This is a genomic window from Phycicoccus avicenniae (genome assembly GCF_050496545.1).
GTDB classification, from domain to species: Bacteria; Actinomycetota; Actinomycetes; order Actinomycetales; family Dermatophilaceae; genus Phycicoccus; species Phycicoccus avicenniae_A.
The window spans coordinates 158,107-177,826 of the sequence record NZ_JBNVZV010000005.1 but is presented as its reverse complement, the minus strand read 5'-3'; the positions used below and the strand labels follow the sequence as shown (position 1 = coordinate 177,826).

The window sequence follows — 19,720 nt, the reverse complement described above, 5'->3', positions numbered from 1 at the left end:
CTATTGACAGATGGCTCGTTGGCCAAGAGGCTAGGCCACTGAACCACGAGCGACCCGCCGGGTCGGCCCGAGCAAAGGAGCTCGCATGCACGACGTCATCGCCCTGGGGGTCCTGGCCCTCGTCTTCCTCGTCGCCACCGTGCGATCGATCAACATGGGCGCCCTCGCGCTGGTGTCGGCCGCCGTCGTCGGCGTCACCGTCTTCGGGGTCGGCCCGGACGAGGTCGTCGGCGGCTTCCCGGCCTCGCTCTTCGTCATCCTGGTCGGCGTCACCTACCTCTTCGCGCTCGCCAAGAACAACGGCACGGTCGACTGGATGGTCCACGCCAGCGTCCGCGCCGTGCGCGGCCGGGTGGCCCTCGTGCCGTGGGCGATGTTCGGCATCTGCGCGGTCATCGCCGGCATCGGCGCCGCCACCCCGGCCACCGTGGCGATCGTCGCGCCGGTCGGGATGGGCTTCGCGGCCCGCTACCGCATCAGCCCGGTGCTCATGGGGATGGCCATCACGCTCGGCGCCACCGGTGGCTCGTTCTCGCCGATCGGCATCTTCGGTGCCATCACGAACGGCGTCGTCTCCGACAACGACCTCCCCGGCAACCCGGCGCTGCTGTTCGCGATGTCCGTCCTCGCCTGCTTCGTCATCACCGTCGTGGCCTTCGTCCTCTTCGGCGGCCGCGAGCTGATGAGCCGGGGCCGCGACGCCGAGGCCGAGGAGCACATCGGCGAGGCCGCGACCGCCGCCAGCCGCACGGCCACCCGCACCACCGTGACCGGCACGCCGGAGTCGGCCGTCGAGCACGCACGCACGGGTGGGGCGCCGACGACGACCGCCCCGGACCCCGAGGACGACGACTCGCGCCTCAACCCCGAGCGCATCCTCACCCTCGTCGGGCTCGCCTTCCTCGCGATCTCGGCCCTGCTCCTGAAGTTCGACGTCGGCTTCACCGCCCTCGGCGTGGCGGTCGTCCTGACGCTGGTCTTCCCGCAGTCCGCCAAGGGCGCCGTCGACAAGATCGCTTGGGGGACGGTGCTGCTCGTCGGCGGCATCGTCACCTACGTATCGCTCCTGCAGGACCAGGGCACCGTCGAGTGGCTCGGCCAGCAGGTCGCCGCGGTCGGCGCACCGCTCGTCGCCGCGCTGCTCATCTGCGTCATCGGCGCCGTGGTCTCGGCGTTCGCGTCGACCACCGGTATCCTCGGCGCGCTCATCCCGCTCGCCGTGCCGTTCCTGCTCACCGGCCAGGTCGGTGCGGTCGGGCTGGTCATCGCGCTGGCCATCTCGTCCTCGGTGGTCGACATCAGCCCGTTCTCGACCAACGGTGCCCTGTGCGTCGCCAACGCCGAGGACAAGGACCGTGACGGCGTCTTCCGCCAGCTGATGCGCTGGGGCATGAGCCTGGTCGTCGTCGCACCGCTCGTCACCTGGGGCCTGCTGGTGGTGCCCGGATGGCTGTGAGCGCCGGCCCGCTGAGCGGCACCGTCGTCGTCGACCTCAGCCGCGCCCTGGCCGGCCCGCACGCCGGGATGATGCTCGGCGACCTCGGCGCCCGGGTGGTCAAGGTCGAGTCGCCCGGGCACGGGGACGACACCCGCGGATGGGGGCCGCCGTTCGTCGCCGCCGACTGGCCGGCCACCGGTCCCGCCGACGGCGTCTCGACGTACTTCCTCTCCTGCAACCGCAACAAGGAGTCGATCGCCCTCGACCTGAAGTCCGACGAGGGGCGCGACGTGCTCACCGCGCTCGTCGAGCGGGCCGACGTCCTCGTCGAGAACTTCCGCACCGGCGTCCTCGACCGGCTCGGCTTCACCACCGAGCGGCTCCTCGAGCTCAACCCGCGGCTGGTCGTCCTGTCCATCACCGGGTTCGGGCACGACGGCCCCGAGGGCGGACGCGCCGGCTACGACCAGATCGCGCAGGGCGAGGCCGGCCTGATGTCGGTCACCGGCTCCGGCCCGGAGGACCCGCAGCGCGTCGGTGTGCCGATCGCCGACCTCCTCGCCGGGATGTGGGGAGGCTACGGCGTGCTGGCCGCCCTGCTCGAGCGTGAGCGCACCGGCCGCGGCCAGGTCGTGCGGACCTCGCTGCTCGCCGGCGTCGTCGGCATCCACGCCTTCCAGGGCACGCGGCAGACCGTCGCGGGGGAGACCGGTCTCGCCCAGGGCAACCACCACCCGTCGATCGCGCCGTACGGCCTGTTCCGCTGCAAGGACGGCGCGGTGCAGATCGCGGTGGGGAGCGAAGGCCTGTGGCAGAGGTTCTGCGCGGCCTTCGACCTCGACCCGCACGCCGACGGGATGGCCACCAACCCCCAGCGCGCCGCGAACCGGCACGCCGTCATCGACGTCGTGGAGGCGGCCTTCGCGCCGTACGCGTCGGCCGACCTGCTCGGGCGGCTGGCCACGGCCGGCATCCCGGCGGGCCGGGTCCGCACCCTCGACGAGGTCTACGCCTGGGACCAGGTGCGCTCGCAGGGCCTGCTCGTCGACGTCGACCACGCCGTCCTCGGGCCGGTCACGCTGCCCGGTCCGCCGCTGCGCTTCTTCGACGGCTCGGGCGCCGAGACCACCCGCACCGCGCACTCCGCGCCGCCGATCCTCGACGGCGACCGTGAGAGCGTCCTCGCCTGGCTGGACCGCGCATGACCCGCCGGCTGTCGGCCCACGCGCTGCTCGGGCTCGTCCTCGACACCGGCTCGTGGACCTCGTGGGACGAGGCGCCCGTCGACGTCGGGGCCGGGCCGGCGTACGCCGCCGAGCTCGCTGCCGCCGCCGAGCGGTCCGGGGTCGACGAGGCGATCGTCACGGGCGAGGGGCTGCTGCGCGGCCGCCGGGTGGCCGTCGTGGCCGGCGAGTTCACCTTCCTCGCCGGCAGCATCGGGGTCGCCACCGCCGACCGGCTCACCCGTGCCGTCGAGCGGGCCACCCGCGAGGGGCTGCCGCTGCTCGCCGCGCCGGTCAGCGGGGGCACGCGCATGCAGGAGGGCACCGTCGCGTTCCTCCAGATGCTCCGCATCACCGGCGCCGTCACCGCCCACAAGGCGGCCGGGCTCCCGTACCTCGTCTACCTGCGCAACCCCACGACCGGCGGCGTCCTCGCGTCCTGGGGCTCGCTCGGCCACGTCACGGTCGCGGAGCCGGGGGCCCTCATCGGCTTCCTCGGCCCCCGCGTCTACGAGGCGTTGTACGGCAGACCCTTCCCCGAGGGGGTCCAGGTCGCGGAGAACCTCTTCGCGCACGGGATCGTCGACGCCGTGCTCGAACCCGAGCGGGTCGCCGACGTCCTCGACCGCGCCCTCGCCGTCCTCACGGCCTCCCGGACGCCGAACGTGCCGTCGCTGCCCGACGACGTGCGCGGCGAGGTCGAGGACGTCCCGGCCTGGGAGTCGGTGACCACCTCGCGGCGCAAGGAGCGGCCCGGCATCCGCCGCCTCCTGCGCTACGCCGCCCGGGACGTGGTGCCGCTCAGCGGGACCGGCGCCGGCGAGCTGGACCCCGGCCTGCTCCTCGCCCTCGCCCGCTTCGGCGACGTGCCGTGCGTCGTCCTCGGCCAGGACCGGCGCGGCCAGACCGAGGAGCGCCCGATGGGGCCCGCCGCCCTGCGCGAGGCCCGCCGCGGGATGCGACTGGCGCGCGAGCTGCGGCTGCCGCTGGTCACCGTCATCGACACCCCCGGTGCGGCGCTCTCGCGGGAGGCCGAGGAGGGTGGGATGGCCGGCGAGATCGCCCGCTGCCTCGCCGAGCTCGTCGAGCTGGAGGCGCCGACCCTGTCGGTGCTGCTCGGCCCGGGCACCGGCGGGGGTGCGCTGGCCCTGGTGCCGGCCGACCGCACCGTCGCGGCGCAGCACGGCTGGCTCTCGCCGCTCCCGCCCGAGGGCGCGTCGGCGATCGTGCACCGCGACACCGAGCACGCACCGGAGATGGCTGCGGCACAGGGCGTTCGCTCCACGGACCTGCTGCGGGCGGGCCTCGTCGACCTGGTCGTGCCCGAGCGCCCCGACGCGGCCACCGAGCCCGAGGCCTTCTGCCTGCGGATGGGTGCCGTCCTCACCCACGAGCTCGCGGACCTGCTCGCGACCCCCGACGCCGACCGGCTGGCCGCCCGGCGTGCGCGCTTCGCCCGTCTGGGGAGCGTGCAGCACGTAGCGTCGGCGGGGTGAGCGAGGACGACGGACCGCAGCGCACTCCCGACGGCCGCCACATCGTGGTGAACGGGCGCCGTTGGCGCGCGAGCGACCCGGGCATCCCCGAGAAGCTGCGTGCCGAGCTCGTCGCCGAGCTGATGGATGCCCGCCGCCTCGTCCGTACCGAGGGCGACGCCGTGCGGCACCGGGTGCAGGACGCCAAGGTCGCCCTGGGCGAGCGCGGCGAGCCGTGGTGGGAGGAGCCGTCGGAGGCCGGTCGGGCCGAGCGGGTGGCGGCTGCCTTCCGGGCGCTGCTCCGGCACCGGCCGGAGGGCACGACCTGCCCGAGCGAGGCGGCGCGCATCGTCGGGGGAGAGGGCTGGCGCGCGTTGTCGGCGTCGGTGCGCGAGAACGCCTTCGACCTCGCGGACGCGGGCGAGCTGACCGTGCTGCAGAAGGGCGAGCCGGTGGAGCGGGGCGCCAAGGGCCCCGTGCGGATCGGTCGGGGGGACCGCTTCCGCGCATGAGGGGAGGCCCCCGGCCTCAGCGCACGAGGTCGGCCAGGGCGAGGACGTCCTCGGGACCGGCGAGGTCCGGGGTCGTGAGGAAGACGGTGGAGACCCCGAGGGCCGCCAGGGCGGCGTGGCGCTCGCGGTGCTGCCCGACCGTGCCGGCGTGCGACCGGGCGGCGTACGTGGCGGCGGACGTCCGACCCCGCATCCGCTCGACCCGGGCCCAGACGTCGTCGCGGTCCCGCCCGACGACGGGCACGTCGAGCACGGTGACGGCGACCTCGGCCTCGTCCCGCCCGAGGTCGGCGCAGTGCCGGCGGAGGACGGAGACCTTGTGCGAGAGCACCTCCGGGTCGGTCGTCGTGAGGTTGCACGCGTCGCCGAGCTCGGCCGCGATCCGCAGGGTCCGGTGCTCCCCACCGCCCCCGACCACGACGGTGACCGGTGACGTCGGCCGCGGGTAGCAGGTGGTCTCGGGAAGGGCCACGTGGCCGTCGTCGTACGGCTTGGTCCCGGCCGCCCACAGCGCCCGCATGGTGCGGATCGCGGCGTCGAGGTCGTCGAGGCGCTCGGCTGCGGGTGGGAAGGGCACCCCGAAGGCGGCGTGCTCGCGCTCCCACCACCCGGCCCCGACCCCGAGGAAGGTCCGGCCGCCCGTCAGGGCCGACAGCGTGGCCGCGGCCTTGGCGGTCACCCCGGGCGGCCGGAAGGTGACCGGCGTGACGAGCGTGCCCAGCCGCAGCCCGGTCCCCAGCCCGGCCAGGGCCCCGAGCGCCACCCACGGCTCGGGGATCGGGTCCCACGCGCGACCCACCTGGGGAACCTGCACGAGGTGGTCCATCAGGGCGATGCCGGAGAAGCCGACCTCGTCGGCGGCCAGCGCCATCGCGCGCAGCCACCCGAACGGGTCCTCGCCCCAGGGGAAGCGGGAGAGCTGGAGCACGACCTCGACACCGGTCGATGCGGTGCGCTCGCCCGGCGTGGCGCGGGCCGGCCCGGGCGGCGGCGCCACCGGGCCGGCCGAGGGTTCGGTGTCACCCGTGTCGACCACGAGGACCTCGTCCCACCCGTCGTCGGCCAGCTCGGCCTGCACCCGCGCCGACTGTCGCAGCTGCTGGGTGAGGACCTTCGCGGGCACCGGGCGGTCCCTGAGGGCGTTACGGCTGCGGCACACCGCATCCGGAGCCGTGACCAGGACCGCGACGGCGGGCACCCCGCTCGCCCGCGCCGCGGCGAGCCACGACCGGCGCCGGCCCGGGTCGAACCCCAGGGTGTCGACGACGGTCGTCAGGTGGCGCCCGATGCGGGCCGCGACGACCGCCTCGAGGACCGCGAAGGCGTCGTCCGACGCGTCGAGGTCGGCCGGGCCGCTGCCCACGACCGCGCGGAGCGCATCGGAGGAGACGACCTCCTCGGGCCGGTAGCGCGCGGCGGCCCAGGTCGACTTGCCGGACCCGGACGCGCCGACGAGGACCACGAGCGCCGGGTCGGGGATCGGCACGGGCCCGCTCGCTACTCGTCGCCGCGCAGGGTGAACGAGCGCAGCCGGTCGCCGGTGAACCACACCGCGCCGACGGTGATGACGGCCGCGGCGACCAGCGAGTACACGGTGCCGGTGTCGGCCGGGTCGACGAGGTCGCTCAGCGCGTGCGCCACCTCGCGCCCCCACGCCCCGACCGAGAGGTACCGGATGCCCGACAGCACCGACCCGAGCAGGCCCTCCCAGAAGAGGGTGTAGAGCAGGCCGACGACCACCGCGTGGCGCGTCAGGGCGGCGAGGGCGAGGAACAGGGCGGCGTACGCGGTGCCCGCCACCGCCCCACCGACGAGCAGGGCCACCGCCCGCCCGGGCTCGGAGGGGTCGAGCAGCAGGGCCACGAGGGCGAGCGGCACGGCGCCCAGGACCATCGTGGTCAGCCAGGCGGCCGCGTACTTGCTGACCGCGATGACGTGCCGGCTCACCGGCTTGGCGAGCAGGTACACGACCGACCCGTCGTCGATCTCCGGGCCGAGCACGGCGGTCGAGGCGAGCAGCGCGACGAGCGGCAGGGCCAGGGTGAGGCCGAGCCCCACGGTGGCGTCGAGGCCGGTGTCGTCCCCCGTCAGCAGCCGGACGACGACGGCCAGCGCGACGAGCGCCAGCGGCACGAGGAGCAGCACCAGGCCGCGGCGCCGGCCGAGGACCGCCTGGAGCGAGAGGCGCAGGATCGTGCGGTTCACGGTCAGCCACCCACCAGGTAGGAGAAGACGCTCTCGAGGGAGTCGTCGGTGGGCGCGAGCTCGAGGACCCGGATGCCGTGGTCGCGGGCCACCCGGGGAAGCCGGACGGCGAAGGTCCCGAAGTCAGCGACCGACACGGCGACACCGCCCTCGGGTCGCAGCGAGACCGCGACGACGGACGGCTCGGCGATCAGCCGCGAGGCGAGCGTGCGGTCGTCGTCGGCGAGCACGACGTACTGGACGGGCCGGTCGGTCATCAGCCGCCGGATCTCCCCGAACTCCCCGGACGCGGCGTGCCGCCCCGAGACGACGACCTCGATCTGGCGGGCGACCTGCTCGACCTCCTCGAGGATGTGCGAGCTGAAGAGCACGGTGCGGCCCTCGGCCCCCATCCGCCGCAGCAGGGCCATGAGGTGGAGGCGCTGGCGCGGGTCGACGCCGTTGAAAGGCTCGTCGAGGAGCAGCACGGCGGGGTCGTGGACGAGCGCGGAGGCGAGCTTGACGCGCTGGCGCATCCCCTTGGAGTAGGTGCCGATGCGGCGCGCGGCCGGCTCGACCATCTCGACGACCTCGAGCGCCCGTTCGGTGGCGGCGCCCGGGTCCGGGAGGCCGTGCAGCTCGGCGTTGGCGAGGACGAACTGGCGGCCGGTGAGGTAGCCGAAGCTGACCTCGCGCTCGGGGACCAGGCCGATGGTGCGGTACGCGGAGGTGTTGCGCCACAACGGGTCACCGTCGAGAGTGACGCTGCCGGCCGACGGTGCGACGAAGCCGGACATCAGGGCGATGAGAGTGGTCTTGCCGGCGCCGTTGGGGCCGAGCAGGCCGGTGATGCCGGGGCGCACGGTCATCGAGATGCCGTTGACGGCGACGACGTTGCCGTACCAGCGCGAGGCCTGGTCGAGGACGAGCTCGCTCACGAGGTCGCCTCCCGCCGGTAGCGCAGGACGAGGGCGCCGAGGCATCCGCCGGCGATGGCCACGAGGACGCCGACGTACGCGAGCTGCATCCCGGTGCTCGTGGGCGGCGTGAGGGCGTCGGCGTCGGTCCAGGCCGCCATCAGCCCGCGGTACAGGGAGTAGGGCGAGAACAGCCCGGCGATCTCGCCGACCTGCGGGCGGCCCTCGTCGCTGGAGATGCCCTGGACGGCGGTGACGACGCCGTTGCCGATGACGAGCAGGGCGATCGTCGCGACGACCGCGAAGCCGCGCCGGGTCGACCACGACGAGATGAGCCCGGCCACCCCGGTGAGCGCCAGGGCCAGCAGCACCGCGAGCCCGAGGGCGATACCGGCCTCCCGGGTCTGGTCCGAGACGTCGAGCTCGACGAGCAGGGCGACCGCGTAGAGGATGACGATCGGCAGGACGAGGAAGACCAGCGTCGCCGCGAGCAGGGCCACCCACCGCGCCACGGCGTAGGCGCTCGAGCGCAGCGGCCGCGCGATGTAGAGCGCGATGGTGCCGTGCCGCAGGTCGCGCGAGAAGAGCACCGGCCCCTGCGAGGCGACGAACACCCCCAGCAGCACCTGCGTGGTCGACGCGTACTCGGCGTACCCGATGGGCAGCCGGTCGAGGCCGCCGAAGGCCATCACGCCGCCGACGATGACGGCCGGCAGGAGGTTGAGCCCGAGGAGGACGAAGGGCAGGACCTTCGAGCGCGCCGAGCGCCCGAGCCCGAACGCGTTGCGGAAACCGGTGAGCGCCAGCGAGCGGGCGATGGCGCCCGGGCCGAGCCGCGGCCCGGTGTACGGCCGGTAGCCGAGGTCGTGGATGACGCTGCGGCCCTGCGCCGTGGCCTCAGTGGGGTCCGACATCGGGCACCTCCTCGGCTCCCCGGTGCCGGCCGACGTGGCGTGCGGTGCCGGGGTCGTCGCCGTCCTCGCCGTCCTCGTCGGCGTCGCCGCGGCCGTCCGCGTCGACCGGGCCGGGGGCGGCGTGGGCGCCCTCGGCGAAGACGTCCTCGAGGTGGCGGTGGTCGGCCTGCATCCGCACCAGGCCGACGCCGAGGTCGCTCGCGGTGTCGCGCACCACGTCCCGCACGTCGCGGGTCGTGGCGGTGGCCTCCGCCGCCTCGACGGTGAGCAGCGACCCGCGTGCCACCACCGGGACGCCGGCTGCCGCGAGCGCGGCGGCCATCCGGGCCTGCGCGTCCTCGCCGAGCACCTCCACGAGCAGGGTGCCGGTGGCGTCGAGGAAGTCGTCGGTGCGCGAGGCCCGCAGCAGCCGGCCGCCGTCGAGGACGACCACGTTGTCGCTCACCCGTTCCAGCTCGCCGAGCAGGTGGGAGGTGACGACGACCGCGATGCCGAAGTCGTGGCCGATGCGGCGCACCAGCCCCAGCATCTCGTCGCGAGCAGCGGGGTCGAGGCCGTTGGTCGGCTCGTCGAGCAGGACGAGGCGCGGGTCGTGGGCCAGGGCCTGCGCCAGCTTGGCCTTCTGCTTCATGCCCGTCGAGTAGCCACCCATCGGCCGGTACCGCTCCTCGGCGAGGCCGACGTGCCGCAGCACCTCGGCGGCCCGCTCGCGCGCCGCGACCCGCGGGAGGCCGGACATCATCGCCATGTGCACGACGAAGTCGCTGGCGCTGACGTCCGGTGGGAGACAGTCGTGCTCGGGCAGGTAGCCGACCGCGGCGCGCACGGCGGCGCCCTCGGTGACGACGTCGTGGCCGAGCACCTCGGCACGCCCGCTCGTGGCCGGGACGAGTCCCAGGAGGATCTTGAGGAGGGTCGACTTGCCCGCACCGTTGGCGCCGACGAGGCCGGTGGTGCCCTCGCCGATGTCGAGCGTGAGGGCGTCGAGGGCCAGCACCGCACCGTAGTCCTTGGTGAGGTGGTCGACCGTCACGACCGCCGTCATGCCCCTCACCGTAACGGGATCCGGCCCGTGGGCTCGTGAAGAACCTCTGGAGATGGCGCTCCGGGTGCCGTCGGGGGGAAGGGGTCAGTTGTCGGCGAGGGCGAGCGTGCGCCGGGCCCGGAGCACGACGGCCTCGTCGACGAACCGGCCGTCGGGAAGGGCGAGGGCGCCGATGCCCGCGTGCGCGGCGGCCTCGGCGGCCGCGACCACCTCGCGGGCGCGCGCGACCTCCTTGGCACCCGGGGTGAAAGCCTCGACGACGACGGGCAGCTGGGCGGGGTGGATGGTCGCGCGCCCGAGGAAGCCCAGTGACCGTCCGACCCGGCAGCTCTCCGCGAAGCCGGCGAGGTCACGAACGTCGTCGTACACGGACATCGCGGGGGAGGGCAGACCGGCCGCGGCGGCCGCGACGACGAGGCGGCTGCGCGCCCACAGCAGGCCGGAGTCGTCGGTGACGGCGAGCTCCGCGCGCAGGTCGGCCTCCCCGAGGCCGATGCTCGCGACGGCCGGGTCGGCGGCGGCGAGGTCGCCGGCGTCCTCGACGCCACGGGCCGACTCGACGAGCAGGTGCAGCGGGCGCCCCCGGAGGCGCCGGGCGAGGGACCGGACCATCGCGGGGTCCTGGGCCTTCGGCAGCCGCAGGCCGACCTCCCTCGGCAGGCCGGCCACCAGCGCGAGGTCGTCGTCGTGCCACGGCGTGCCGAAGCCGTTGACCCGGACCTGGAGGGGACGGCCCGCGTCCGAGGCGACCGCGCGGGCCGTGGCGCGGGCGGCGTCCTTGGCGGCCGGGGCCACGGCGTCCTCGAGGTCGAGGACGACGACATCGGCGGCGGAGGCCAAGGCCTTCTCGACCCGGTCGGCGCGGTCGGCCGGGACGTACAGCCAGGTGAGCGGGACGCCGGCCATCAGGCCTGCTCCGTCCGTGGACCGGCGACGACGCCGGAGGCATGCAGGGCCGCGACCTCGGCGGGGTCGTACCCGAGCTCGGCGAGCACCTCGTCGGTGTCCGCGCCCGGGGCCCGGCCGGTCCAGCGGGTGGGGGCGTCGCCGTCGCCGAGGCGGAACAGCCCACCGTGCACCGCGATCTCGCCGAGGTCGGGGTCCGCCACCCGGCGCACCGTGCCGAGGGCCTCGAACTGGGGGTCGGCGGCGATGTCCTCGGCGGTGTAGACCGGCGCGACGGCGGCCTCGGCCCGTTCGAACGCGGCGAGCACCTCGTCGCGGTCGTGTCGCCCGATCCACCCGCCGACGGCGTCGTCGAGCTCGTCGGCGTGCTCGGCGCGGGTGCGCCCGGAGGCGAACCACGGCTCGTCGACGAGCTCGGGACGCCCGACGAGGCCCATCAGCCGCTCGGCGATGCTCTGCGAGCTGGTCGACACGGCGACCCAGTGGTCGTCGGCGGTGCGGTAGATGTTGCGCGGCGCATTGTTGACCGACCGGTTGCCGTGCCGCGCCTGCACCGTGCGCAGCTGGTCCCACCGGGTGATCTGCGGCCCGAGCAGCGCCATGATCGGCTCGACGATGGCCACGTCGACGACCTGCCCGAGCCCGGTCGCCTCACGACGGTGCAGCGCGGACATCACGGCGAAGGCCGTTGCGAGGGAGGCGATCCCGTCAGCAAGGCCGAAGGGCGGAAGGATGGGCGGCCCGTCGGGCTCACCGGTCGATGCCGCGAACCCGCTCATCGCCTCGGCGAGCGTGCCGAAGCCGGGACGTCGGCGGTACGGCCCGACCTGCCCGAAGCCGGTGACGCGGGCGAGCACGAGCCCGAGGTTGTCCTCGCTGAGCGCGTCGTAGCCCAGCCCCCAGCGTTCGAGTGTGTCGGGCCGGAAGTTCTCGATGACGACGTCGGCGGTGGCGCACAGTCTCCGGAACACCTGTGCGCCGTCCGGTGTCGAGAGGTCGACCTGCACCGTGCGCTTGTTGCGGCCCAACGTCTTCCACCACAGGTTGTGGCCGTCCTTCTCCGGCCCGTGGCCGCGGGAGGGGTCAGGGCGGCGTGGGTGCTCGACCTTGACGACCTCGGCGCCGAGGTCGCCCAGGTGCATCGCCGTCATCGGGCCGGCGAAAAGCGTGGAGGCGTCGACGACGCGCAGGTCGTCCAGCGCCCCGGTCATCGGGCCTCCTCCGAGGGTAGGTCCCAGGCGAGCCGGAATCCGATGCTCGTCGAGCGTCCGAGGCCCGAGCCCGGCACGAGGTACTTGAGGACGTAGTGGGGCTCTCGCACACCACCGTCCGCATACCAGCTCGATCCCTCCGTGTGGTGGGCCGCGCCTCCTTTGAGCATCGTGAACCGGCTCCTCCCGTCGCTGTGCTCGCTCTCGGTGTGGTTCCAGACCGCCGGCTCCCGCCGCTCGACCCCGCCGCGTTCGGCGGCCAGCTGCCACTCGTCCTCCGTGGGCAGCCGCCCGCCGGCCCAGCGGGCGTAGGCCCGGGCGTCGGCGAGGTCGATCTCGGTGACCGGCCCGTCACCGGCGTCCTCGGCGGACCGGCCGAGCCAGGCCGGCGGACGACCGCCGGGGACGGCCGGCCGGTGACCGGTCTCGGCAACGAACCGGGCGAACTCGCGCTCGCCGACCTCGAGGCGGGCCACGGCCACCGGGGTGGCGAGCGACACCGCCCGTTCCACGGTGCGCAGGTCGTGCAGGCGCGGAGGCAGCGGCTTCCACTCGTCGACGAAGGGCGCACCGTCGTAAAGGCCCGTCTCGCGGCACCGGTACCGGACGGTGAGGACGTGCTCGCCCGCCGGGACGACGGCGACGTCGTCCGGCGGGGTGCGGTGCGACGGCTCCGGCACCACTCGGACCGCACGCCGGTGCGGGAAGGTCGCACTGCCCGGGCGGGGTGGTTTCGGGTCGAGCCACGAGGTGTCCGCCCCCTCCGGCGCCTCCCACAGGCCACCGATGCCGTACGCCGGCACGAGCACCTCGACGGCGTCGCCGACGCGGGGCGCGGGGCGTCCGGTCCAGACGTCGTGGGCGGTGCTGCCCGTACCGCCGAGCCGGGGCACCGGCAGCGTGGCGTCGGTCGCGGAGCGGTTGACGAGGGCGACGAGGCGCTCGCCGTCCGCCTGGTACTCCGCGCCGAAGACTCCAGCCGCGACGGCCTCGGGCCCGAGATCGACGAGCGGGGTCCACCGGCCCTCGACGAGCAGCGGTGACAGGGCCCGCTGCGCGGCGGCCATCCGGCAGAGCAGCTCCGCGTCCCGCTCGGACCATCCGACCCAGGCGCCGAAGACGACCTCCCACACCATCACGCCGATCCCGTTGAGCCAGGCCGACTGCAGCTCCTCGTGGTGGTCGCGGTGCCAGCGCCGCACGTGGTGCATCTGGTGGCGGCGCTCGGCCCAGTGCGACCGGACGACGCCGGGGACGGAGGAGTCGGCGAACCACTGTGCCCACGACAACGGGTGGTCGACGAGCCGGGCGAGCGGCACTGTGGACTCGCCCTCGACCGCGACGCCGGGGCGGGCCGCGGCCAGCCCCTCGAGCAGCGGGCCACCGCCCTCCTTGAGGGTGTCGAGGAAGACGCCGTCGGCGTCGAGGCCCGCGACGAGGGCGGCGAGCTCGGTGGCGTCGTCACGAGACCTGCGGGTCCCGGTGTCCCAGGGGTTGTAGTCGACGAAGACCCGGACCCCGAGGCCGTGCAGCGCGTCGACGAGGTCGCGCAGCCCGTCGACGTCGCGGTAGAAGTCCCACTGGTTCCGGTCGTCGATGCCGATGACCGGGTACGCGTGCCAGAGGACCAGGCCGTCGACGCCACCGAAGCGCTCGCGGAAGTCCGCGACGAGGCGCTCGGGGGTGAACACGTGCCGGTCCCAGTCGTAGAGCAGCTCGTCCCAGAGCCAGACCTGGCTGACCACGACGCACGAGCGGGCCCATGCGAGGTCCTCGCGACGGTAGATCGAGTCGTCGAGGTGGTCGCGGACCCCGTCGCGCCAGCGGGCGAGGGATGCACGCCAGGCCGGCCAGTCGGCGGGGTCGTCGGGGGCCGCGAGGATCTTGCCGTCATCGAGCGCCGAGAGGTCGGCGCCCGGCTCCAGCGGCACCGCTCGCGGCCGGTCGAGGGGACGCGGGACGAGGGGGTCGAGGTCGGCGTCCATCAGGACCCGTACGCGGCCACGGCGGCGGCCTCGGTCCGGTCGGCGGTCGGGACGGACTCCTGGGCCCCCGCCCGCTGCACCGCCAGGGAGGCGGCGGCCGAGGCGGCTCGCATCGCCGTGACGTCGTCGGCTCCCGCGGCGAGCCGGGCCGCGAGGACGCCGCAGTAGGTGTCGCCGGCGGCGACCGCGTCCACCGCCGTGACGCGTGGTGCCGTGACCTCGAGGGGTGCACCGGACCCGCGGCGGTGCAGCCGGGAGCCTGTGGCGCCGAGCGTGACGAGCACCGCCGGCACCACGTCGAGCAGGGCGGCCACCGCGGTGTCGAGGTCGGCGGTGCCGCCGAGGTCGGCGGCCTCGTGCTCGTTGACGACGAGGACGTCGACCTGCGCCGCGAGCTCGGGGAGGAGCGGCGCCGACGGGGCGGCGTTGAGGACGAGGAGCGCTCCGGGGCGGCGGGCCGACGCGGCGGCCACGAGCACCGGCTGGGGGACCTCGAGCTGGGCCAGCACGACGTCGGCGTCCCCGACGATCCGTCGCGCGGCGTCGTCCAGCGACACACCCTCGTTGGCTCCGGCCGCCACGACGATCGTGTTCTCGCCGGAGGCATCGACGGTGATGACGGCCATCCCCGTCGGGCGGTCGGCCAGCCGGGCGACCGCCGCCGCGTCGACACCGGCGGCCACGAGCCCGGCGACGAGCGACTCGCCCTCGGCGTCCGCCCCGACCGCACCGACCATCGCGGTCGGTGCGCCACCGGCTCGCGCAGCGGCCACGGCCTGGTTGGCCCCCTTGCCCCCGGCGGTCCGTCGTAGCGACCCGGCGAGGAGGGTTTCACCGGCGCCCGGCAGCCGCTCCGTGGTCAGGGTGAGGTCGGCGTTGAGGCTGCCGACGACGACGACCCGGCCGGCGGCTCCGGCGCTCACGAGGACCTCTTCGCGCCCGGCGTCCGGACCGCCTCGACGACCGGGGCGCTGGACTCGCGGACCTCGAGGCGGGGCTCGACCCGCACCGTGCGGGCGTCGCGCCCCGGCGAGGCCAGGCGGTCGAGGAGCAGCTCGGCCGCGAGCCGACCGCGCTCGCGGGCCCCGAGGGACACGCTCGTGAGCGAGGGGCTGAAGACCCGGGCGAACTGCGTGTCGTCGATGCCGACGACGGCGAGCTGGCGGGGCAGGCGGCGCCCGGCACTGAGGGCGCCGCGCATCACGCCGAAGGCGAGGAGGTCGTTGCCGGCGATGACCGCGTCGGGGCGGCGGCGCCCGGAGAGGGCGGCGACCCGGGCCCAGGCGTCCTCGCCCGCCGCGACGGTGAAGGCGTCCGCCTCGACCACCTCGGGGGCCAGGCCGGACTCGACACAGGCCTCGAGGTAGCCCTCGCGCCGGGCCCGTCCCGGCGAGGTGCCGGCCGGCCCGTTGACGAACGCGATGCGCGAGCGCCCGGTCCCGACGAGGTGTCGGTGGGCGAGCAGCACGCCCGCGCGCGAGTCGGTGCGGACGGTGTCGACCGGCACGCCCTCGCCGACGTCACCGACGACGACGACCGGCACGGGCGAGTGGACGAGGGCGTCGACGAGCTCGGGGGAGCGCTGCAGCGGGCTGATGACCAGCGCGTCGGCGTGGCCGCGCCCGAGGCCCCGCACGTAGGCGACGAGGTCGTCGAGGTCGTGGCCGGTGGAGGAGACGACGAGCCGGGCCCCCGTGCCGCCGAGGCCCTGCTCGACCCCCTGCATCATCTCGGTGTACACCGGGTTGCCGACGTCGTCGACGGCCAGCGCGACCTGGAGCGTCGAGCCCATCTTCAGCGCCCGACCGGTGGCGTCCGGCACGTAGCCGAGCTCGGAGGCAGCGGCCCGCACCCGGTCCTCGGTGTCGCGCCGGGCGGACTTCCCGCTCAGCACGCGGGACACCGACGCGATCGAGACGCCCGCCAGCTGGGCGACCTCGACGACGGTGGGGCGACGGGTCACGGGCGGGCCCCCGTCGCGACCGCGTGCGTGCGCTCGGCGAGCTCGGTGAAGGTGGCCCCGTCGGCGCCGGGGAGGGACGAGGAGACCCGCCCGCGCAGGGGCTCGCTCCACCGGGCGGTGATGGCCGAGGTGCCGCCCAGCGCGCCGGCGATGCCGCCGACCGTCGCGCCGTTGGAGTCGGTGTCCCAGCCGCCCATGACGGTGAGGCTGACCGCCCGGTCGAAGTCGCCACCGGACGCGGCGAGCGCGTAGGCCACGAGCGCGGCGTTGTTGAGAACGTGCACCCAGTGGTGCCCCGTGTACTCGCGCTCGAGCGCGACATAGGCCTCGGTGGGGTCGGAGGTCGACGCGGCGAGGTCGCGCCCGAGCGCGACGGCACCCGCCATCCGGCTCCGCGGCGGTATGACGCTCGCTCCCACGTCGAGCACGGTATCGATGTCGGAGCCACGCACCGCCTCGCTGCCCATCGCGGCGGTGAACATCGCGCCGTACAGGCCGTTGCGGGTGTGGCTGACCGAGGCGTCGCGCCAGGCCCACTCGGCGGCCCGCAGCGGGTCGCCCGCGCTGACCCAGCCGTAGAGGTCGGTGCGGATCTGGGCGCCGATCCACTCCCGGAACGGGTTGCGGACGCGGGCGGTGTCGGGCGGGGTGAGGCCCTCGAGCAGGTTGCGGTAGGCGACCCGCTCGGCGGTGAAGGCCCGGCCGGCCGGGAGGTCGAGCAGCCAGCCGTTCGCGACGTCGTCGGGGGTGAAGCCCGCGCCGTGCTGCTCGAGGACGCGTAGGGCCATCAGCGTGTAGTTGATGTCGTCGTCCTCGGGCGTGCCGTCGAGGTTCTCCTCGAGGCTCGTCGTGCGGCTGGCCCGGTTCCAGGGCCAGCGCTCGGCGACGTCGGGAGCGAGGCCGACGGCCGTGAACCACCGGTCCAGCGGCCAGCGACCGGTGGAGCGCAGGATCGCCTCGATGCCCTCGCGCGGCACCTTCTCGACGGGCTTGCCGAGGACGCAGCCGACGGCGCGGCCGAGCCACGCGGCGTGCAGCCGGTCGAGGTCGGCCGGGGACGCCGCGCGGGTCGGGGCCGTGGCGGCGATGGCGTCGCGGATGGCCGGCCAGTCGCTGGGCTCGCGGTCGGCGCCCGGGTCGGGGAGGGCGTCGAGCTCGGTGAGCAGCTCCTCGGCGAGGGCGCGCTGGGCGGGGCCGGCCACGTCCGGGGAGGCGCCGACGTAGGGCGGGTCGAGCGGTCCGTCCCACGCGACGGCCCAGCGGGCGCGCACCGCCTCGACGTCGCGTCCTTCCTGCGCGGCCTGCCAGAGCTCGTGCCGGACGAGGTCCTCGGGCTGGACCCAGGTGACGCGCAGGGCGGGTCGGGTCACGAGGCGCCCCCGGTGCCGAGCAGATCACCGACGGCGCGCACTCGGCGGGCGAAGGCGGCCTCGTCGGCGGCGAACACCTCGGCGGCCACCTCGGCCATCGCGAGGCCGCCGGCGCGCAGGTCGAGGCGCGAGGCCCGGCCGACCTCCTCGACCCATTCGGCGGGCAGCCCGGACTCGCCGCCGAGCGCCCCGGCGATGGCGCCGCCCATCGTGGCGATGGAGTCGGAGTCGCGGCCGTAGTTCGTCGCCCCGAGGATGGCGCCGCGGGCGTCGCCCCCCGTGACCTTGAGGAAGCCGAGGGCGACGGGGAGCTCCTCGATCGAGCGCAGCCGGCTGGGCCGCCGGCTGTCCTGGGCCGGCTCGCGATAGACCTCACCCACCGTGTCGAACGGCCGGACGGCGCTACGCAGCAACGGGATCGCGTCGCGCCAGTCCGACCCCGGGACTGCCGCGTCGAGGACGGCCGCGATCGCGTCGCGGGTGCCGTCCTGCGCCAGGGACGACGCCGCGGTGAGCACGTCGTCGACGCTCGCGCCCGGAGCCATGGCGGCCGCCACGGCCGCCGCGAACACCGCGGCCGCCTCGCGCCCGTAGCTCGACTGGTGGGCTCCGGCGAGCTCGAGGGCCTCCGTGTACGCACCCTGCGGGTCACCGGCGTTGGCGATGCCGACCGGGGCCATGTACATGGCGGCCCCGCAGTTGACGACGTTGCCGACCCCGGCCTCACGCGGGTCGACGTGTCCGTAGTGCAGCCGGGTGACGAGCCACTTCTCGGCGAGGAAGACCCGCAGCAGCGGCACGGTCTCGCGCTCGAGCTCGGGGATCCACTGCACCTGGTTCATCATCAGCGGCACGAGGTCGTTCGCGACGTCGTAGGCCGTGAGGTGGCGGCGGTGCTTCGCGTACACGGACACCAGCAGGTTCGTCATGAGGGTGTCGTCGGTGACGTTGCCGTCGCCCTTGTGGTACGGCGACATCGGCTTGGCGGTGCGCCAGTCGGGCATGAAGTAGTCGACGATGCCCTCGACCCAGCCGTCGTATCGCTCGACGATCTCCTCGGTGCTCCGGCCCTCGGTGGCACCCCCGATCGCATCGCCGACCGCCGCGCCCGCGAGGGCACCGATGGCTTTGTCCTGCAGCGTGTTCCGGGTGTTGCTCGTGGTCTGGTCCACGGTCGTGGTGCTCATCTGCTCCTCATCGGGGCGTTCTCGGTGCGTGGTGACGGGACGGTGGCCGAGGGCCCCGGGTCGCGGGGCCCCCGGGGTCAGCCCTGGGCCGTGGTCCAGCCGTCGGTGAGCCGCTTGGCGAGGGTGGCGTCGTCGATCTTGCCCGCGAGGTACTCCTGGAAGGCCGGGGTCGCGGTCTCGGTCTTCCACTGCGGGAACTTGTCGGCCTTCTGCCACGGGGCGTCGACGAGGGCCGGGCCCGCGGCGAGGACGTTCGGCCAGCCGTGGTCGGTCAGCTCGGTGGCGGCGATCTTGGCCGACGAGGTGGTCATCGGGATGAGGGCGTCACCCTTCGCGACCGCGGCCAGGTTCTCGGCCTTCGCGTACCAGGCGATGAACTGCATCGCCTCTTTCGGGTGCTGGCTCTGCCGCGCGACCGAGAGGGTCTGCGGGTTCGACGCCTGCGCCTGGCTCGTGCCCTCGAGCACCGGCAGCATCGTCCAGTCGAAGCCCTTCGGCGCCTTCTCCTCGACCTGCGCCTCGACGTAGTTGCCGGCCATGATCATCGCGTACTTGCCGGCGAAGAAGCCGGGCAGCACGTCGGACCCGGCCTGCGAGGTGGACGTGGGGGCCATCGACCCGTCGTCGATCATCGCGCGGACCCGCTTGGGCACCTGCATCTCGTTGTCGCCGACGGTGATCGACGGCTTCGCCTCGTCGCCGGAGAAGTACTTCCCGTCGAACGCGAGGCCGCTCGACATCAGGCCGGCCGTGGGGGACTTCAGGCCCCAGGCGAAGCCGAAGTTGCCGCCGGAACTCAGTTTCTTCGCGTTCGCGGCGAGGTCGTCCCACGTCCAGGGGGCGTCGGGGGTCGGGGCGGTGATGCCGGCCGCCTTGAGCGCCGCGGTGTTGGCGAACACGTTGTAGACCTGCGCGATGGTCGGCACACCGGCGACCTTGCCGTCGACGGTCACCGACTTCCACACCGAGTCGGGCACGTCGGACTTCAGCTCGGCGGGCAGCAGCGGGCCGAGGTCGGCGAGGTAGCCCTGCCGGCTGAAGCCCGCGATGTCGGCGGACTCGTCGTGGATGACGTCGGGCGCCTGGTTGCCCGCGAACTGGGTGACGAGCTTGTCGTGTACCGAGTTCGGGTCGACCTTCTGGTAGTCGACCTGGATCTCGGGGTGGTCCTTGTTCCAGGTGTCGACGATCTGCTGGGTGGCCTTGACCGTCTCGTCCTGGAAGGCGTAGCTGGCGAAGGTGATGGTGACCTTGCCACCCGAGGACGCGCCCGCGTCCGAGTCGGGCGACCCGGAGCCGCTGATGCAGCCGGTGAGGGCGAGGGCGGCGGCGGTCGTGGTGACGGCGACGGCGGTGAAGCGGCGGTGGTTCACGAGCGGATCCTGTTCTG

The 19,720-nt window shown here is 74.7% G+C and carries 17 protein-coding genes; 4 read left to right on the top strand and 13 right to left on the bottom strand.

The genetic code is table 11. The annotated features are described in order from the left end of the window. The first annotated feature begins 85 nt into the window (after positions 1-85). From ACQZ2A_RS06285 to ACQZ2A_RS06270, 4 genes are read left to right on the top strand one after another with little or no spacing between them, the layout of a single operon-like run. The gene (locus ACQZ2A_RS06285; protein WP_430208459.1) at positions 86-1,456 is read left to right on the top strand and encodes an SLC13 family permease; all 1,371 of its coding nucleotides are present in this window, start codon (positions 86-88) and stop codon (positions 1,454-1,456) included. Further along, the gene (locus ACQZ2A_RS06280) at positions 1,447-2,643 is read left to right on the top strand and encodes a CaiB/BaiF CoA transferase family protein (protein WP_430208457.1); all 1,197 of its coding nucleotides are present in this window, start codon (positions 1,447-1,449) and stop codon (positions 2,641-2,643) included. Before ACQZ2A_RS06285 ends, ACQZ2A_RS06280 begins: the two co-directional genes overlap by 10 nt. Beyond that, positions 2,640-4,157 (top strand): carboxyl transferase domain-containing protein, encoded by a 1,518-nt coding sequence (locus ACQZ2A_RS06275; RefSeq protein WP_430208455.1) that lies wholly within the window; start codon positions 2,640-2,642, stop codon positions 4,155-4,157. The genes ACQZ2A_RS06280 and ACQZ2A_RS06275 overlap by 4 nt, the downstream gene beginning before the upstream one ends. Beyond that, the gene (locus ACQZ2A_RS06270) at positions 4,154-4,648 is read left to right on the top strand and encodes a DUF3253 domain-containing protein (protein WP_430208453.1); all 495 of its coding nucleotides are present in this window, start codon (positions 4,154-4,156) and stop codon (positions 4,646-4,648) included. Before ACQZ2A_RS06275 ends, ACQZ2A_RS06270 begins: the two co-directional genes overlap by 4 nt. A gap of 16 nt (positions 4,649-4,664) precedes the next feature. Here the strand turns inward: ACQZ2A_RS06270 and ACQZ2A_RS06265 are convergent, their stop codons facing one another. The 13 genes from ACQZ2A_RS06265 to ACQZ2A_RS06205 all read right to left on the bottom strand — a co-directional run bounded on the left by ACQZ2A_RS06265 (position 4,665) and on the right by ACQZ2A_RS06205 (position 19,703). Continuing rightward, a complete protein-coding gene (locus tag ACQZ2A_RS06265; protein ID WP_430208452.1) occupies positions 4,665-6,134 on the bottom strand; it encodes an LLM class flavin-dependent oxidoreductase in 1,470 nt (489 codons plus the stop codon). Between the two features lie 11 nt (positions 6,135-6,145). After that, positions 6,146-6,853 carry an ABC transporter permease gene (locus ACQZ2A_RS06260; RefSeq protein ID WP_430208450.1) on the bottom strand — a complete coding sequence of 236 codons (708 nt, stop codon included), beginning with the start codon at positions 6,851-6,853 and terminating at the stop codon, positions 6,146-6,148. A gap of 2 nt (positions 6,854-6,855) precedes the next feature. Next, positions 6,856-7,770, bottom strand: coding sequence for an ABC transporter ATP-binding protein (locus ACQZ2A_RS06255; RefSeq protein ID WP_430208448.1), 915 nt, complete (start codon positions 7,768-7,770; stop codon positions 6,856-6,858). Then, a complete protein-coding gene (locus ACQZ2A_RS06250) occupies positions 7,767-8,663 on the bottom strand; it encodes an ABC transporter permease subunit (protein ID WP_430208447.1) in 897 nt (298 codons plus the stop codon). Before ACQZ2A_RS06250 ends, ACQZ2A_RS06255 begins: the two co-directional genes overlap by 4 nt. After that, positions 8,647-9,708 (bottom strand): ABC transporter ATP-binding protein, encoded by a 1,062-nt coding sequence (locus ACQZ2A_RS06245; protein ID WP_430208444.1) that lies wholly within the window; start codon positions 9,706-9,708, stop codon positions 8,647-8,649. The genes ACQZ2A_RS06250 and ACQZ2A_RS06245 overlap by 17 nt, the downstream gene beginning before the upstream one ends. Positions 9,709-9,792: 84 nt before the next feature. Further along, positions 9,793-10,614, bottom strand: a complete 822-nt coding sequence (locus ACQZ2A_RS06240; RefSeq protein WP_430208443.1) for an HpcH/HpaI aldolase/citrate lyase family protein — start codon at positions 10,612-10,614, stop codon at positions 9,793-9,795. Then, complete coding sequence (locus ACQZ2A_RS06235) at positions 10,614-11,825, bottom strand: CaiB/BaiF CoA transferase family protein (RefSeq protein ID WP_430208440.1); 1,212 nt, start codon at positions 11,823-11,825, stop codon at positions 10,614-10,616. Before ACQZ2A_RS06235 ends, ACQZ2A_RS06240 begins: the two co-directional genes overlap by 1 nt. Continuing rightward, entirely contained in the window at positions 11,822-13,810 is a 1,989-nt protein-coding gene (locus ACQZ2A_RS06230) for an SUMF1/EgtB/PvdO family nonheme iron enzyme (RefSeq protein ID WP_430208437.1), read from the bottom strand. The genes ACQZ2A_RS06235 and ACQZ2A_RS06230 overlap by 4 nt, the downstream gene beginning before the upstream one ends. Continuing rightward, a complete protein-coding gene (locus ACQZ2A_RS06225; protein WP_430208435.1) occupies positions 13,810-14,733 on the bottom strand; it encodes a ribokinase in 924 nt (307 codons plus the stop codon). The genes ACQZ2A_RS06230 and ACQZ2A_RS06225 overlap by 1 nt, the downstream gene beginning before the upstream one ends. Further along, a complete protein-coding gene (locus ACQZ2A_RS06220; protein WP_430208433.1) occupies positions 14,730-15,773 on the bottom strand; it encodes a LacI family DNA-binding transcriptional regulator in 1,044 nt (347 codons plus the stop codon). The genes ACQZ2A_RS06225 and ACQZ2A_RS06220 overlap by 4 nt, the downstream gene beginning before the upstream one ends. Then, entirely contained in the window at positions 15,770-17,143 is a 1,374-nt protein-coding gene (locus tag ACQZ2A_RS06215) for an ADP-ribosylglycohydrolase family protein (RefSeq protein ID WP_430208431.1), read from the bottom strand. Before ACQZ2A_RS06215 ends, ACQZ2A_RS06220 begins: the two co-directional genes overlap by 4 nt. Continuing rightward, the gene (locus ACQZ2A_RS06210) at positions 17,140-18,330 is read right to left on the bottom strand and encodes an ADP-ribosylglycohydrolase family protein (RefSeq protein ID WP_430208429.1); all 1,191 of its coding nucleotides are present in this window, start codon (positions 18,328-18,330) and stop codon (positions 17,140-17,142) included. The genes ACQZ2A_RS06215 and ACQZ2A_RS06210 overlap by 4 nt, the downstream gene beginning before the upstream one ends. Positions 18,331-18,407: 77 nt before the next feature. Further along, complete coding sequence (locus ACQZ2A_RS06205) at positions 18,408-19,703, bottom strand: ABC transporter substrate-binding protein (RefSeq protein WP_430208427.1); 1,296 nt, start codon at positions 19,701-19,703, stop codon at positions 18,408-18,410. Positions 19,704-19,720: the final 17 nt, after the last annotated feature.

Coding starts and splice junctions, on each gene's coding strand:
- ACQZ2A_RS06245 (WP_430208444.1), bottom strand. CDS start 9,708: ATGACGGCGGTCGTGACGGTCGACCACCTCACCAAGGACTACGGTGCG.
- ACQZ2A_RS06240 (WP_430208443.1), bottom strand. CDS start 10,614: ATGGCCGGCGTCCCGCTCACCTGGCTGTACGTCCCGGCCGACCGCGCC.
- ACQZ2A_RS06250 (WP_430208447.1), bottom strand. CDS start 8,663: ATGTCGGACCCCACTGAGGCCACGGCGCAGGGCCGCAGCGTCATCCAC.
- ACQZ2A_RS06210 (WP_430208429.1), bottom strand. CDS start 18,330: ATGAGCACCACGACCGTGGACCAGACCACGAGCAACACCCGGAACACG.
- ACQZ2A_RS06285 (WP_430208459.1), top strand. CDS start 86: ATGCACGACGTCATCGCCCTGGGGGTCCTGGCCCTCGTCTTCCTCGTC.
- ACQZ2A_RS06280 (WP_430208457.1), top strand. CDS start 1,447: ATGGCTGTGAGCGCCGGCCCGCTGAGCGGCACCGTCGTCGTCGACCTC.
- ACQZ2A_RS06235 (WP_430208440.1), bottom strand. CDS start 11,825: ATGACCGGGGCGCTGGACGACCTGCGCGTCGTCGACGCCTCCACGCTT.
- ACQZ2A_RS06230 (WP_430208437.1), bottom strand. CDS start 13,810: ATGGACGCCGACCTCGACCCCCTCGTCCCGCGTCCCCTCGACCGGCCG.
- ACQZ2A_RS06275 (WP_430208455.1), top strand. CDS start 2,640: ATGACCCGCCGGCTGTCGGCCCACGCGCTGCTCGGGCTCGTCCTCGAC.